The 14,930-nt window shown below is 36.3% G+C and carries 14 protein-coding genes; 5 read left to right on the top strand and 9 right to left on the bottom strand.

Going from position 1 to position 14,930, the window contains the following annotated elements:
• The first annotated feature begins 736 nt into the window (after positions 1-736).
• The 3 genes from licT to T529_RS0108490 all read left to right on the top strand — a co-directional run bounded on the left by licT (position 737) and on the right by T529_RS0108490 (position 4,526).
• Entirely contained in the window at positions 737-1,582 is an 846-nt protein-coding gene (licT, locus tag T529_RS0108500) for a BglG family transcription antiterminator LicT (RefSeq protein ID WP_033163192.1), read from the top strand.
• Between the two features lie 72 nt (positions 1,583-1,654).
• Complete coding sequence (locus T529_RS0108495) at positions 1,655-3,484, top strand: beta-glucoside-specific PTS transporter subunit IIABC (RefSeq protein ID WP_033163191.1); 1,830 nt, start codon at positions 1,655-1,657, stop codon at positions 3,482-3,484.
• Position 3,485: 1 nt separating this feature from the next.
• Entirely contained in the window at positions 3,486-4,526 is a 1,041-nt protein-coding gene (locus T529_RS0108490; RefSeq protein ID WP_033163190.1) for an alpha/beta hydrolase, read from the top strand.
• Positions 4,527-4,598: 72 nt separating this feature from the next.
• Here T529_RS0108490 and trpA read toward each other — a convergent pair whose 3' ends face one another.
• The 8 genes from trpA to T529_RS0108450 form a co-directional block, all read right to left on the bottom strand.
• Complete coding sequence (trpA, locus tag T529_RS0108485) at positions 4,599-5,375, bottom strand: tryptophan synthase subunit alpha (protein WP_033163189.1); 777 nt, start codon at positions 5,373-5,375, stop codon at positions 4,599-4,601.
• Positions 5,368-6,552, bottom strand: coding sequence for a tryptophan synthase subunit beta (gene trpB / locus T529_RS0108480; protein WP_033163188.1), 1,185 nt, complete (start codon positions 6,550-6,552; stop codon positions 5,368-5,370). The genes trpA and trpB overlap by 8 nt, the downstream gene beginning before the upstream one ends.
• Positions 6,545-7,126 carry a phosphoribosylanthranilate isomerase gene (locus T529_RS13315; RefSeq protein ID WP_033163187.1) on the bottom strand — a complete coding sequence of 194 codons (582 nt, stop codon included), beginning with the start codon at positions 7,124-7,126 and terminating at the stop codon, positions 6,545-6,547. Before T529_RS13315 ends, trpB begins: the two co-directional genes overlap by 8 nt.
• Positions 7,116-7,904: an indole-3-glycerol phosphate synthase TrpC gene (trpC, locus tag T529_RS13310; RefSeq protein ID WP_238560800.1), complete on the bottom strand. Its 789-nt coding sequence runs from the start codon at positions 7,902-7,904 to the stop codon at positions 7,116-7,118. Before trpC ends, T529_RS13315 begins: the two co-directional genes overlap by 11 nt.
• Positions 7,901-8,923, bottom strand: coding sequence for an anthranilate phosphoribosyltransferase (gene trpD, locus T529_RS0108465; protein ID WP_033163186.1), 1,023 nt, complete (start codon positions 8,921-8,923; stop codon positions 7,901-7,903). The genes trpC and trpD overlap by 4 nt, the downstream gene beginning before the upstream one ends.
• Positions 8,916-9,494 (bottom strand): anthranilate synthase component II, encoded by a 579-nt coding sequence (locus tag T529_RS0108460; protein WP_033163185.1) that lies wholly within the window; start codon positions 9,492-9,494, stop codon positions 8,916-8,918. The genes trpD and T529_RS0108460 overlap by 8 nt, the downstream gene beginning before the upstream one ends.
• On the bottom strand, positions 9,491-10,954 hold the full coding sequence (locus tag T529_RS0108455; protein WP_033163184.1) for an anthranilate synthase component I family protein: 1,464 nt from the start codon (positions 10,952-10,954) through the stop codon (positions 9,491-9,493). Before T529_RS0108455 ends, T529_RS0108460 begins: the two co-directional genes overlap by 4 nt.
• A gap of 367 nt (positions 10,955-11,321) precedes the next feature.
• Complete coding sequence (locus T529_RS0108450) at positions 11,322-12,737, bottom strand: NAD(P)/FAD-dependent oxidoreductase (RefSeq protein ID WP_033163183.1); 1,416 nt, start codon at positions 12,735-12,737, stop codon at positions 11,322-11,324.
• Between the two features lie 131 nt (positions 12,738-12,868).
• On the opposite strand from T529_RS0108450, the gene T529_RS0108445 reads away from it, so the two are divergent.
• Both T529_RS0108445 and T529_RS0108440 read left to right on the top strand, forming a co-directional pair.
• The gene (locus T529_RS0108445) at positions 12,869-13,666 is read left to right on the top strand and encodes an MBL fold metallo-hydrolase (RefSeq protein ID WP_033163182.1); all 798 of its coding nucleotides are present in this window, start codon (positions 12,869-12,871) and stop codon (positions 13,664-13,666) included.
• Between the two features lie 453 nt (positions 13,667-14,119).
• Positions 14,120-14,629, top strand: a complete 510-nt coding sequence (locus T529_RS0108440) for an adenine-specific methyltransferase EcoRI family protein (RefSeq protein ID WP_033163195.1) — start codon at positions 14,120-14,122, stop codon at positions 14,627-14,629.
• Positions 14,630-14,701: 72 nt separating this feature from the next.
• Here T529_RS0108440 and T529_RS13275 read toward each other — a convergent pair.
• Positions 14,702-14,930 (bottom strand): hypothetical protein (locus T529_RS13275; RefSeq protein WP_033163181.1); only part of this gene is annotated, 229 nt, incomplete at its 5' end.

Below are 14,930 nucleotides of genomic sequence, written 5' to 3'. Positions count from 1 at the left end.
TTCCCTCCATTAAAGAAAGCATATTCTGCGAATGTAATGTTTTCATGAGATGAAGGCATACATTGATTGGTCAATAAGAGAAATATCTTGCTTAGGCGGTGGAATATGCATCAGTCACTAAAATCTAAGCGCTTTCATTCTGATGCATATAAAACAATGATGTTCATGATTTATCACTTATTCACCGAGTGGTAGTTTGTATGTATGCCTAAATGGCGCACTGTATATTTCTTTCATCCCTCCCTTTTATGACAATGATATTTTGTAGTCCATAGAGATATTCATAGCTTCCCTTGATGAAAATGTCATATATTTGTCATCTATCCCTATGTTTACAGTATACATATATTTTCAAAATCCGAAAACATAAAAATGTCATTTTTCAAATTTTATTATTGACATTGTCAAATAAAAGTGTTATAGGATTCAATTTACTTTTATATTACCTTTGTTATATTAATGTTATCTATGTCATACATTATTAATAAATGAGATACTTTATTATATGTATGATTATTAAGTTTATCTCCTTAACGAAAGAACTTTCACAGCTTTGTTTTAGATTTAAGTATAATACACCTTTTTACTAAGATGGCATGGCATGTAAGCTATTGTGGCTTGACATTCAAATGTAAGCGCTGTATCCTATTCGTATAGAGATCGTGACTAATGCGATTAGGCGAGACTATAAACAGTTTTAGACTGTTTTAGTCTCGTTTTTATTAGGAGAGAAAAAATGCAATATAGAGTAACGAAAGTCTTTAACAACAATCTCATATTTTCTAAGAATGAATTAGGTCATGATATTGTTTTAAAAGGAGCTGGTATTGGTTTTCAAAAGCATAAGGGTGATCTTGTTGATGGTAATAGGATTGAACATATCTTTGTATTGAAAGATGATGATGTCAGTAATAAACTTACTCAATTATTGAAACAGATTCCTGATGAATATTTAAGCGTTGTTGATGAGATTAAGACATTTGCCCAAGAGAAGCTCCATAAGACACTAAGTGATAATATTTATATTACTCTTACGGATCATATATATTTTGCGAAACAGAGGCTAAGTGAAGGTTTAATTTTTCAAAATCAGTTACTGTGGGAAATTAAAAGATTTTATAAGAGTGAATATGATGTTGCATTAGAAGCTATACATCTTATCAATCGAGATCTCCATATTCATCTTCCTGATGAAGAAGCAAGCTTTATTGCATTACATATTATTAATGCTGAAATAGGAGGCAAGGAAATACAGTCAGCTGTAGACATAACACAGCTCATCAAACAAATTGTTCAGATTGTTCAATATCAACTCAAAATACAGTTTGATGAAGATTCTCTATCATATACAAGATTCATTTTACATCTCAAGTTCTTTGCTCAACGTGTATTAATGAAGCAAAAATTTGATGATGATGTAGAATTTCTCTATGACCAAGTCCATGCTAAAATGCCTGATGCATTTAATTGCGCATTAAAAATATATGATTTTGTTGATAAAAAATATAAGTATGAAGTCTCGAAAAGTGAGATTGTTTATCTCACCATACATATTAATAGAATCTATACAAGCGAGCATTAATTGAGCAACAAGATTGTGACTGCGTAAGAGCAGGCAAGACTTAAAATATATCTATTTTAAGGAGGCGTCACTATGACAAACAAAGATCTCGCAAAGACAATATTAAAGGAGGTGGGTGGAAAGAGTAATGTCATTACTTATTCGCATTGTTCTACTAGATTAAGGTTTGACTTAAAAGATGTGAATAAAGTAAATCAAAAAGTGCTGGAGAATACTGAGGGTGTACTTTCTGTTATGGAAGTAGCTGGTCAAACACAGGTTGTTCTTGGTAGCAATGTCCAGTATATCTATGATGAACTTGTTTCACTCTTTCCATTAAATGGAGAAACTGCTCCAAAAAGCGAAAACAAGAAAGGCTTTTGGGGAACAGCTCTTGAACTTATTTCAAGTTTATTTACTCCCCTCATTGATACTTTAATTGGGGCTGGTATTTTAAAAGGCTTATTAAGTGTTTTAACGGCTACAAAGCTCCTTACAACTGATAGTGGGACTTATCAAATTCTTAATGCTGCTGCCGATAGTTTGTATTATTTCTTACCAGTTGTTATTGCGATTACATGTTCAAAGCGTTTGAAAACAAATCTCTTTGTATCTGTAACAATTGCTGGAGCATTGCTCTATCCAAATTTAACAGCCTTATATGACGCTGGAAAGTCTATCAGTTTCTTAGGTATTCCAGTACATTTAACAGCTTTTAAATCAAGTGTATTCCCTATTATATTTGCGATTGTTTTCTTATCATTTGTTGAAAAGGGATTAAAGAAAATACTACCTGATCAGATTAGAAGTAGGCTTGCTCCTTTCTTCTCATTGTTGATTGTTGTACCAGTAACAATTATTATCTTTGGTCCAGTTGGTTCTTTCTTGTCTTCAACAATTGCGAATTTCTATATGACACTTTATAGTTTTAATAAGATTGTTGCAGGTGGCTTTATTGGTGCTATTGCACAAGTATTGGTTGTCTTTGGTATTCATTGGGGATTATTCCCTATTATCTTCTCGAATGTTGAGAAGTTTGGCTACGATACAATCTTAGCTGTATTTGGGCCATCTATTATCGCACAGTCAGGTGCAGCTTTAGGTGTTTACCTTAAGACAAAGGATGCGAAATTAAAACAAGTAGCTTCTCCTGCAGCTATCATGGGCTTCTTTGGAATTTCTGAACCAGCCATCTATGGTATTACGCTTAAATATCGTAAAGCTTTCCTTTGTGCCATTATTGGTGGTGGTATCGGTGGTGCTATCGCCGGTGGAGCAGGTGCACGTGCAATGGCTGTAGCTGTTGCGTCCGTACCAACATTCCCTGCATACTTCGGTACAGGATTCGTTGGCTTCTTAGTTGGTTATTTCTCTGCCTTCCTTATTTCAGCAGTTCTAACATATTTCTTTGGCTTTAATGATAGTATGATTCCTGAAGAGGAAAAAACAGCTGAAAATAACACGCCTGACACCCTAGAACTTCATGCTCCTGTTTCAGGACAGATTATGCCTTTAAGTGATGTAAAAGATCCTGCTTTCTCTAGTGGAGCTCTTGGTAGCGGCTTTGCGATAATGCCTACTGATCACAATGTCTATGCCCCTGTTTCAGGCACTATTTCCGTTGTCTTTCCTACAAAGCATGCCTATGGTATCACTACAAAAAATAATGAAGAAATCCTTATTCATATAGGTATTGATACAGTAAAACTAAATGGTCAGTTTTTTACTTCGCATGTAAAGCAAGGAGATATTGTTATTGCAGGGGACTTACTCGCAACTGTTGATTTTAATAAAGTGAAGGAAGCAGGATATGATCCATCTGTTATTGTTGTTGATACATCAAATAAGAAATCAATAAAACTGCTAAACAAAGAGGACAAGATTACACAAAATAGTATCATTGCTGAAATTGGAGCAATGTAATATGCTTGAAGTCAACAATATTCCCTTCTATAAAGATACAAACCTGCTCTTTAAACGTATACCTCATACAAATAAACTACATATTCTTGATCCAACAGTTATTGAAAAAGTGAAAAAGAGTGGTTTTATTCTTGAAACTGATATTTCTCAAGATAATCAGTCAATAGATGCCTTAGCTTTAAGGCAAACAATGGGTTCACCTAACAATGATATAACAAGCACTCCAATAAAAATAGAAACTCTACTCATTCCTTTAAAAGACCGCCAGATTCCAATTAGGATTTTTAAACCTAACACTCCAACAAACCATATGATTATCTTTATTCATGGTGGCGGTTATATTGGTGGAAGTTCATGTGTTTCGACAAATCCATGTAAATATCTATGTGAATGTGCACAAGCAATGGTTGTGTCAATTGACTATCGTCTTGCCCCTGAAGCTCCTTTCCCAGCTGCCTATAATGATTGTAAAGAAGTCACAGAATGGCTTTTAGGCCATCTTGAATTATGGCAAATTGATTCTAAACATGTTGCTATATGTGGTGAAAGTGCTGGTGGTGCACTTGCTTTAGCCATTAGTGCTACAGAGTTAGGAAAGTCCATCGCCTTAACCATCCCTATCTATGCAGCTCTTGATGTCATCAATAATAAACAACTCAATTACTGGTCATATGATCATTATCCAATCATTGAGACACAAAAAGATTATATGAAGACAAGACTCAATAGATTCATTCTACTTAATGACTTAATGGTACATCTCTATGCCTATCATGTACATGACTACTGTGATGAACGCTTGTCTCCCCTCTATACAAAGCATTTACAGAATATTTCCCATGTTCTTCTTATTGAAGCAGAATATGATTATTACCGGCTATCAAATGATCAATTTGCGAAAAGATTAATCGATCATCATATTCCTTGTACGCTTGTTCGTTATCAAGGTATGGATCATGGTTTCTTTGATCGTATTGGCACCTGCGTTCAAACAAAGGACTGTATAGAAACCATAGCTCTCTATTTTCAACAATTATTATAATCATTCCACGTAATATATAATTCCAATGAAAAACAGTCTCAATCTCTTAAATAGAGATGGGACTGTTTTAAATTATAATACTGCACACATATCTTTGACATAGTTATAAACTGCATCTTCAACATCCTGATCTTGATTCGCAATAATATTGACAATGCCACTTCCGACAATAACACCATCCGCAAAACTTGCCATTTCCTTGGCTTGTTCTGGATTATGGATTCCAAAGCCTACAGCGACTGGTGTTTGCGTGATTTCTTTAATGCTTTCAACAATATCGGGTAGATTTAAGGCAAAAGCTGCATTGGAACGTGTTCCGGTAACCCCCATTGATGATACAAGATAGATAAAGCCTTCTGCTTCTTGGGCAATCATTTTGACACGTTCTTTTGATGTTGGGGCAATCATGGATATCAGGCTTACACCATATTGTGTACAGACATTGCTGACTTCCTTAGCTTCTTCATAGGGAAGATCAGGAATAATAATACTATCAATACCAACTTCCTGGCATTTCTTAAAGAATGCATCATAACTATAATGAAAGACAACATTTAAATATGTCATAAAACATAATGGAATATCAATACCTTCTTCTCTGACTTCTTTGACCATGGTCATGACATTATCTGTATGAACATCATTTTTTAATGCACGAACATTCGCATTTTGTATTGTTGGTCCTTCAGCAATAGGATCACTGAAAGGTATGCCTATTTCTATCAGCGATGCCCCTGCTTCTGTTATTTTATGAATATAGCGTTTGGTTTGATCTAGGGTTGGATCACCAGCTGTTAAGAAAGCGATAAAGGCTTTTTTATCTTTAAAAGCATTTTGTATTCTATTCATAGATTTCTTTCCCCCTATATCTTGCGATTGCGGCTACATCTTTATCTCCTCGACCAGATAGACAAACAATAATAATTTGGTCTTTACGCATACTTCCGGCAATCTTCTTAGCATATGCGACTGCATGAGCACTTTCAATAGCACAAATGATGCCTTCTGTCTTTGCGAGATATTCAAATGCATCAACTGCTTCATCATCAGTAATGCCGACATAGCTGGCACGCTTAGTTGCGGCGAGATAGGCATGTTCTGGACCTATACCAGGATAATCCAGGCCTGCTGAGATGGAGTAGACTGGAGCAATCTGACCATATTGATCCTGACAGAAAAGTGATTTCATACCATGGAAAACACCAATCGATCCAGTGTTAATAGTAGCGGCTGTTTCTGGCGTATCAATGCCCTTGCCAGCTGCTTCACAACCAATGAGCTGGACATCTTGATCAGGAATGAAGTTGTAGAAAGTGCCCATGGCATTACTTCCTCCGCCAACACAGGCCATGACAATATCAGGAAGCTTGCCTTCTTTTTCAAGAATCTGTGCACGTGCTTCTTTAGAGATTACGGATTGGAAATCTCTTACCATCATAGGGAATGGATGGGGACCCATCACAGAGCCTAGGCAATAGAGTGTATCATCAACGCGTTTTGTCCATTCACGCATACATTCGTTGACTGCATCTTTGAGGGTCATTGTACCTGTCGTAACAGGATGAACATGAGCACCTAAGAGTTCCATACGATAAACGTTAAGAGCCTGGCGATCTGTATCGACCTTTCCCATAAAGATATCACACTCTAAATCAAGAAGAGCGGCTGCTGTAGCTGTTGCCACGCCATGCTGTCCGGCACCTGTTTCCGCAATGAGGCGTTTCTTGCCCATCTTTTTGGCCATTAAAGCCTGACCTAGGACATTGTTGATTTTATGAGACCCAGTATGATTTAAATCTTCTCTTTTAAGATATATCTTTGCCCCACCTAAATCTTCACTCATCTTCTTTGCATAATAGAGTAATGAAGGTCTTCCTGCATATTCTTTCAATAATGTATTCAATTCTTCATTAAATGCTGGATCATTCTTATAAAACTCATATGCTTCTTCTACTTTATGTATCTCATTCATCAGGGTTTCAGGAATATACTGTCCCCCAAATTCACCATATCTACCTTTAGCCATTTCTAACACTCCTAATCACTTCTTTAATCAAAGCTTCATTCTTTACACCTTGCTTTTCAACACCACTTGATATATCTAAGGCATAAACATTTGTTTTTAATGCTTTCTGGATATTATTCTTGGATATTCCCCCAGCTAGAAAGATGGGATGATTAAGTTCTTGTATTTGACTCCAGTCAAAGCTTTGCCCACTTCCAGGCTGTACACCATCCAAAAGATAATAATTCACATCATAGCTTTTCATTTCATCTTTACCAACACGGATGGCCTTGATAATGGGTACATCAACGGCTTCTTTAAGCTGCTTGATATAACGTTCATCTTCTTGTCCATGAAGTTGTATAAGATCAATAATATGGTCTTGCACAACTTCGCTGATGAAAGTAATTGGTGCATTCACAAATACACCAACAGCCTGAATATCAGGATCAAGTAGTTGTTTGAGCTTTTTGGCCTTTTCTTTTGTCACCTGTCTTGTACTTTTCGCAAAGACAAAACCAATATAATCTGGTTTATATTTATTGACATAAGTTATATCTTCTTCTCTAAAAAGACCACATATCTTAATTTTCACCTTTTAACCTCTTCAACATAGCACCTTTATCGCGAGCTCTCATGAGAGTTTCTCCAATCAGCACACCATTCACATGATGCTCTTCAAGTTCCACAATCTGACTTCTCTCTTGAATACCGCTCTCACTCACAAATAACACATCTTCAGGTATCATATTCAGGAAACGTAATGAATGATGAATATCAACACTAAAATCTCTTAAGTCTCGATTATTCACCCCAATAATTCTTGCCTGTGCTTTAATAGCTTTTTGGAGCTGTTCTTCATCACGTGCTTCAACTAAGGCATCTAAGCCAAGTTCATGACATATGGATAAATAGTGTTTGAGGTGTTCTAACGTCAATATGCCACTAATCAATAATACTGCACTTGCTTTCGCAATCTTTGCTTGATAAATCATATATTCATCAATTATGAAATCTTTTCTTAGTGTAGGTATGCTAACCTCTTCACTAATCTCCTTTAGATAACTCAGATGCCCTTGAAAATAATCCGGTTCAGTAAGAACTGATATGGCATGAGCACCAATATCTTCATATTCTTTCGCAATTTTTAAATAATCAAAGTCTTGCGCAATCACCCCTTTTGAAGGTGAGGCTTTCTTGACTTCACATATATAGGAAAGAGCAGGCTCTTTGAGTGTGTTATATAAACGAAAATGTGATTTGGGAAGTTTATAAGCCTGCTCTTTCACTTCTTCTAAAGGGACCAACTGCTTCTCCCTTTGTATTCTTTTTTCAGTACTTCTTACAATCTCATCAATAATCATATCTTTCATCCATTACTTGCTTTAATATATTCTTCTAGTTTTTGTAAGGCTTGCCCATTATCAATAAACATTGCTGCTTTTTGTATTCCCTGGGAAATATCATCAGCCTCGCCACCTACATAAAGAGCAGCTCCTGCATTTAAAAGAACGGCGTTGCGTTTTGTTCCTTGAATTTCACCACTTAAAATACCTCTTGTAATAGCTGCATTCTCTTTCGCATCACCGCCTACTAATTCTTCCTTTTGACCACGTACTAAGCCAAAGTCTTCTGGCTGAATTGTTGTTGTGCGGTAATAGCCATCTTTAAGTTCACATACAGTCGTTGGTGCACTTACTGAAATCTCATCAAGCTTGTCCTGACCATAGACTACGAGGGCCCTTTTTACACCTAGCTTATCAAGTACTTTCGCAATAGGTTCAACAAGATATTCATCATAAACCCCAAGCAGGAACATTGTTGGCTTCGCAGGGTTAGTAATTGGTCCAAGAATATTAAATACTGTTCTAAATCCTAATTCTTTTCGAATTGGGCCAACATATTTCATAGCTGAATGATATTGCTGGGCAAAGAGGAAACATAGCCCGACATCTTTCAACATTTGGTTGGCTTTAATAGGATCCTGGTGAATATTTACGCCAAGAGCTTCCTGTACGTCCGCTGTTCCTGAAAGTGATGAAGCAGCTCTATTGCCATGTTTTGCCACTTTAATACCACTTGCCGCAATCACAAAGGCACTTGTCGTTGAAATGTTGAAAGAATGGGCACCATCGCCTCCTGTTCCAACAATTTCTAAGACATCAAAGTCTGGATGTTCTACAGGTGTGGCGAGTTCACGCATGGCTGCAGCACAGCCTGATATTTCTTCGATGGTTTCTGCTTTTGTAGATTTTGTACTTAATGCGGCAAGAAAGGCAGCATTCTGTGTTGGTGTTGATTGTCCACGCATGATTTCATTCATCACCTGATAGGCTTCCTCATATGTAAGATCGCCTTTATTCACAATTTTCTCTATAGCTTCTTTAATCATAACTTGTCTCCTTTAAGAAATTCTTGATCATTTTCTCCCCCTCACTTGTCAGGATGGATTCAGGATGGAATTGCAGGCCATAGATGGGATAAACCTGATGCTTGATAGCCATGATGGCACCATCATCACTACGACCAATAATCTCTAATATATCTGGCCAGTTATTCTCACTGCCAGCTAGCGAATGATATCTTCCTACAACTGTTCTTTCACTTACTCCTTGAAAAATAGGTGAAGTCGTATCAATTGTTATTGTTGAAGATTTACCATGCATTAAATTTGGCGCATAGTCCACTGCTCCGCCAAAGCTTTCGATAATTGCCTGATGACCTAAACATATACCTAGTATAGGAAAGTTTTTTTGGCATTTTTGAATAAGCTCTTCACAAATACCAGCATCTTCTGGTCTTCCTGGACCAGGTGAAATGATGATGGCACGTGGCTTTAAGCTCTTGATGTCTTCAACGCTTTTTTCATCATTTCTGATTACAACGATCTCATGATCAAATTGACCAATAAGCTGATAAAGGTTATAAGTAAATGAATCATAATTATCAATGAGTACGATCATACATCAATACCTCCATTTGCCTCTTTCAACGCTTCAATAACAGCAGCAGCTTTATTAAAGCATTCCTGATATTCATTATTACCAACACTATCAGCCACAATCCCCGCTCCTGAACATACATAGAGTTTACTTGCTTTCTTATAAGCAAGACGAATACCAATACATGTATCCATATTACCCGTTAAATCAAGATAACCAATGGCACCGCCATAAATGCCTCTTTTAACACCCTCTAGTTCACTAATAATATTGACAGCACGAATTTTAGGTGCCCCGGAAAGTGTTCCAGCAGGCAAGGTATGTTCTAAGGCATCGAGAGCGTCTCTATCTTTCGTTAGCTTACCAGAGACTTTCGAGGCAATATGTATGACTTTCGAAAACTTCAGTACTTCTTTATAGCTATCAACATTAACACTGCCTATTTCTGAAATACTGCCTAAATCATTTCTTCCTAAATCCACCAGCATATTATGTTCTGCAAGTTCTTTTTCATCTTTAAGCAGATCCTCTATCAATCTTTCGTCTTCTTCATCATTTCTGCCTCTTGGTCTTGTCCCGGCGATTGGGAAACTTGAAACAATTCCATCTTCTAATTTCACCATTGTTTCAGGTGAAGCCCCAGCTACTTCAAGTGTCTGAGAATGGAAATAAAACATGTAGGGTGAAGGATTTGTCGTTCTTAGTATGCGGTAGGTATCAAGAAGTGAGCCACTGCACTTTGCTTCAAGACGATTAGCTAGTACGGCTTGAAAGATATCCCCTTCAATAATATGTTTCTTTACTATTTCAACCTTTGCACAATATTCTTCTCTTGAGAACTGTGGTGTAAATGCACTTTTTAAGCGAAGTGGTTCTTCAAATTTCATTTCTGTATATTTAATGATATTTTCTATTTCTAGAATACGTTCACATTTTTTGTGGTAATCTTCTTCTATATTGTCTGTTTCAACATTAACAATGATGGATATCTTTTGTTTATAGTGATCAAAGCAGATGATTTCATCAAAGAACATTAAATCTACATCCTTAAAATGCGTATCATCTTTTTCAACAAGTTTAAGTGCCTTTTCATGATATTTCGCATAGTCATAGCTAAAGAAACCAACTAATCCTCCCGTAAGTGTTGGGAAGTGTGCTAATTTCATACTTTTATGATGATTCATGAACTGGCGTATATACTTTGTTGGATCTTTACGTCCTTCATCAAAGCCATCAAAAGTTAAACGATAATTATTACAAGTAATTTCATGTTTTGGATGAAAGCCAATGAATGAATATTGTCCCCATTGATTACTATGTTCATTACTTTCAAGAATGAAACAGTGGTCCGTGATACTACGTAATTTTTTAAGGACCATTATAGGTGTAAAGAAGTCACTATAGATTTCTTTTCTAAGTGGGATATAACGATATCCTGTCACGTCCATCTTTGTCATATCTTCTAAGCTTGGTTCAAACATACACCTGTGTCCTCCTATAAAAAAAGTCCTTAAGGAATAATCCTCAAGGACGATAAAAATCGTTTAGCCACCTTGTCATGTATAATCATGATTCCATCAAATCACTGGCTACTAACGTAAGCCCTACGTCAAAGAATTTCCTCTTCGCCCTCAGTGGCCCATTTAATAGACTGCCATTACCTATCTCTCAGCAACGATAAGCTCTCTGTGAATACATCTTCTATTTTTACTTCCACCTCACTGGTTTAGACACATTCTATAAATCTCGCTCACCAAAGTCAACAACATAACAACCATTTGTCTTGTTTTCCAAATTATTCTATTAATATTTGTTTATTTCATAATTATTCTTATTAAAAAAGAGAAACTATTGTTTCTCTTCAATAATATGTCTTGCGACTAAGATACCATTTGCGCCAGCTTGAGCTAAACCTCTTGTTAGACCTGCCCCATCACCAGCAACATAGAGATGATCAATCTCTGTTTCAAAACCTGGGCGGACTTTTGGTCTTGCAGAATAGAATTTTGCTTCAACACCATAAAGAAGTGTATGGTCATTCGCAATACCAGGTGTCACATGATCAAGTGCTTCAATCATTTCAATAATGGATTTCATTGTATTATAAGGTAATACTAAACCTAAATCACCTGGTACAGCTTCTGGTAATGTTGGTATTGTATAGCCTTCTTTGATACGTTTTGTTGTACTGCGACGACCTCTTTTAATATCACCATAGCGTTGTACGATAACTGAACCATTAGAGAGCTTGTTGGCAAGTTTCGCAATCGCATGGGCAAATTCATTAGGCTGATTAAAAGGTTCACTGAATTGATGTGAGACAAGCAAGGCAAAGTTTGTATTATGGGAACCAAGTTTAGGATCATGATAGCTATGACCATTTGCCATCATTGTCCCTTCATGGTTTTCTATGACAACATGTCCACTTGGATTAGAACAGAATGTTCTGACCTTAGTTCCAACAGATGTATTATAAATAAACTTTCCTTCATATAAGTTCTCATTAATTTCATCCATAACAACATTGCTTGTTTCCACACGTACACCAATATCAACCTGATTATTATACATCTTAATATCATGCTGGCTGAGAATATGATCAAGCCAGGTTGCACCATCACGACCAGGGGCAAGCAATACATCATTGGCATAAAGCTTATCCCCCTTTTCAAGCTCAACACCAACAACTTTATTATCTTCCACGATAATATCTTTGACAGCAGTTTTAAAACGCATATCGATATGTTTTTTGAGTTCTTCACTCATTTCTGTCATAATCCTTAGGTTTTCTTCAGTGCCTAAGTGACGTACCTTAGCACGAAGCAATTTTAAGCCAACAGCATAACCACGTCTCTCAATTTCCCGAATTTTATCGGTTGTAGGATCAGTGATGTCTTTTGTCGCTCCATGCTTTAAATAAAGTTCATCAACATACTTAATCACATCCACAACCTCATCATCAGGCAGATAGTCCGTTAACCAGCCACCAAACTCACTAGTTATATTGAACTTCCCATCAGAATACGCACCAGCACCACCAAAACCACATGTAATTGAACAAGCAGGTAAACAACCTGGCTGTTCTTCTTTAATCTCTGGACAACGCTTAATCTTTTTATCCTTGATAGGACAATGACGATACATAACATCATGACCTTTATCCACAAGTAATACCTTTAATTCAGGTTTCTTCAAATACAATTCATAACAAGCCATAATCCCAGCAGGACCAGCTCCAACGACTATTACATCATATTGATTCATATTATACCTCTCTTTTTGACAAACCATCTTATTTTATCATATATACGCTTTCACTTTAAACTCTTTTTTGTAAAGTTATTCATCTATCGTATGTAAAGTTTTGTATAATAGAATGGAATAAGGAGATTATTATGGAACTTACGATGCTTGGTACAGGAAGTGCACTAGTAACTGAATGTTATAATACATGTTATGTATTTGAAGAGAATGACAAATATTTTCTTGTCGATGGAGGAGGCGGCAACGAGATACTCAAACGTCTTAAAGACAACAATATCGATTATCGAAATATTCATGACATCATGATTACCCATAAACATATTGATCATTTACTTGGTATCATCTGGATCATGCGTCTGATTCTCCAAAAAATGCTTTCCGGGGAATACGAGGGAGAAGCTTATATCTATGGCCATGACGAGGTCATTGCATTACTTCGTGATTTAGCCAATAAACTTCTTACTACAAAACAAACAAACCTTATTGATGAACGGTTGCATCTTGTCGTTGTAACGAACGGTGAAATGAAGAATATTATTGGTCATGAAGTAACCTTCTTTGACATTCATTCCACAAAAGCTAAACAGTTTGGTTATATGATGAAACTAGATGAAGGGTATCTCGTATGTTGTGGTGATGAACCATTGAATGAACTTAATGCCTCATATGTAAGTAATGCGAAATGGCTTTTACATGAAGCCTTCTGTCTTTACAAAGACAAGGAAATCTATAAGCCCTATGAGAAACATCATTCAACAGTTAAAGATGCAGCTATGATTGCACAGAAATATCATGTTGAAAACTTATTGTTGTATCATACGGAAGATGATCATATTATTGTCCGTAAAGAAATCTATCGTGATGAAGCGAAACAATATTATTCAGGAAGATTATATATTCCTGATGATAATGAAACAATTATTTTATAAGAGTAAAGCCTAATTTCCATAGACTCTCCTCTTTCTATTCAAACTTCATTTTGATTATTCAATATGTTTACAAGTTTAACAGGTTATTCTTCATTCAAAATTAAAGTCACATTCAGTTACTTAGTGAAAGTTATTTTTTCTTGTTACTTATTACCTTACGGCAGTATGTTTCATTCTTCGCCTGATTATGCTATACTTTCCATAGATTTATTCTATCAACCAATAAGACAAGAATATAATTATTAACTAATTTTGAATTATGTTTATTGAGTAAAGGCACAGCTAGATTAGAAATGCACAAACAGAAAAGTATCAACTTATACGATCTTGCCTAAATGGTAATGGCAAACTCGTTTCAATGGACAGAATATCTAAACTTTATGTCGCGCTTGGCTATACGCTTGTCGACATAGTTAATATACTGAATAATACTGAGAAAGGCGGCAAAGTATAATGGCAGGAAATAGTAATTTAAATGATTCTGCAAGAAACAAGCAAGATGAATTTTATACACAGCTCTCTTTGATTGAAAGCGAACTGAAGCATTACAAATCATATTTCAGGGGGAAGACAGTTCTTTGCAATTGTGACGACCCTTTTGAAAGCAATTTTTTTAAGTACTTTGCGATGAACTTTAATTCGTTAGGCTTGAAAAAGCTGATTGCGACTTGTTATGCAACATCTCAAATTATCGGAAAAGAGCTTGATTTTTTCCAAGAACCAGACGGACAGCTTTCTTTTCTTCCTCAACCAAACTCTGTGCCAATAGAAGAAAAACGCCACCCTTACCGCATTGAAATCAAAGAAGTAAAGGACGAAAACGGTGACGGGCGAACAGACCTTGCAGATGTTGAGTATTTACTGAAAAACAAGAAAAACGTTATGACCTTACTTGAAGGCAATGGCGATTTTAGAAATCCGGAATGCGTTGAACTATTAAAACAGGCAGACATTGTGATATGATCCCTGTCAAGTAGACAGAGAAAATATCCAAAACAACTACCAAGCAAGGTCAATTAGATTTGGCCTTGTTTTTTATTGTTGTGCTTGCGCCTGGTGTTTTGCTTTGCTCTTCTCAATCCCTTCCCAGAATCGTTCTATTCTTCTGTTTGGTGCAATCGGATACTGTTCCGGTGTATTTGCAGTCAGTGCTTCCTGTCTTACCTGGTACGCAGTCTTCCCATGAAAACGTTTCTGTGGATATCTGTAGATATAGTATTCATATGTCCGGTATATGATCTCTGCAGCTTCCTCATACGTATGT

The organism is Sharpea azabuensis DSM 18934 (genome assembly GCF_000702165.1).
GTDB lineage: Bacteria > Bacillota_I > Bacilli_A > Erysipelotrichales > Coprobacillaceae > Sharpea > Sharpea azabuensis.
This window is presented reverse-complemented; position numbering and strand designations above follow the sequence as displayed.

Bases quoted from the DNA above. Each gene is read 5' to 3' on its own strand.
- licT (WP_033163192.1), top strand. From the start codon at position 737: ATGCAATATAGAGTAACGAAAGTCTTTAACAACAATCTCATATTTTCT.
- T529_RS0108495 (WP_033163191.1), top strand. From the start codon at position 1,655: ATGACAAACAAAGATCTCGCAAAGACAATATTAAAGGAGGTGGGTGGA.
- T529_RS0108490 (WP_033163190.1), top strand. From the start codon at position 3,486: ATGCTTGAAGTCAACAATATTCCCTTCTATAAAGATACAAACCTGCTC.
- trpA (WP_033163189.1), bottom strand. From the start codon at position 5,375: ATGAATAGAATACAAAATGCTTTTAAAGATAAAAAAGCCTTTATCGCT.
- trpB (WP_033163188.1), bottom strand. From the start codon at position 6,552: ATGGCTAAAGGTAGATATGGTGAATTTGGGGGACAGTATATTCCTGAA.
- trpC (WP_238560800.1), bottom strand. From the start codon at position 7,904: ATGAAAGATATGATTATTGATGAGATTGTAAGAAGTACTGAAAAAAGA.
- trpD (WP_033163186.1), bottom strand. From the start codon at position 8,923: ATGATTAAAGAAGCTATAGAGAAAATTGTGAATAAAGGCGATCTTACA.
- T529_RS0108460 (WP_033163185.1), bottom strand. From the start codon at position 9,494: ATGATCGTACTCATTGATAATTATGATTCATTTACTTATAACCTTTAT.
- T529_RS0108455 (WP_033163184.1), bottom strand. From the start codon at position 10,954: ATGTTTGAACCAAGCTTAGAAGATATGACAAAGATGGACGTGACAGGA.
- T529_RS0108450 (WP_033163183.1), bottom strand. From the start codon at position 12,737: ATGAATCAATATGATGTAATAGTCGTTGGAGCTGGTCCTGCTGGGATT.
- T529_RS0108445 (WP_033163182.1), top strand. From the start codon at position 12,869: ATGGAACTTACGATGCTTGGTACAGGAAGTGCACTAGTAACTGAATGT.
- T529_RS0108440 (WP_033163195.1), top strand. From the start codon at position 14,120: ATGGCAGGAAATAGTAATTTAAATGATTCTGCAAGAAACAAGCAAGAT.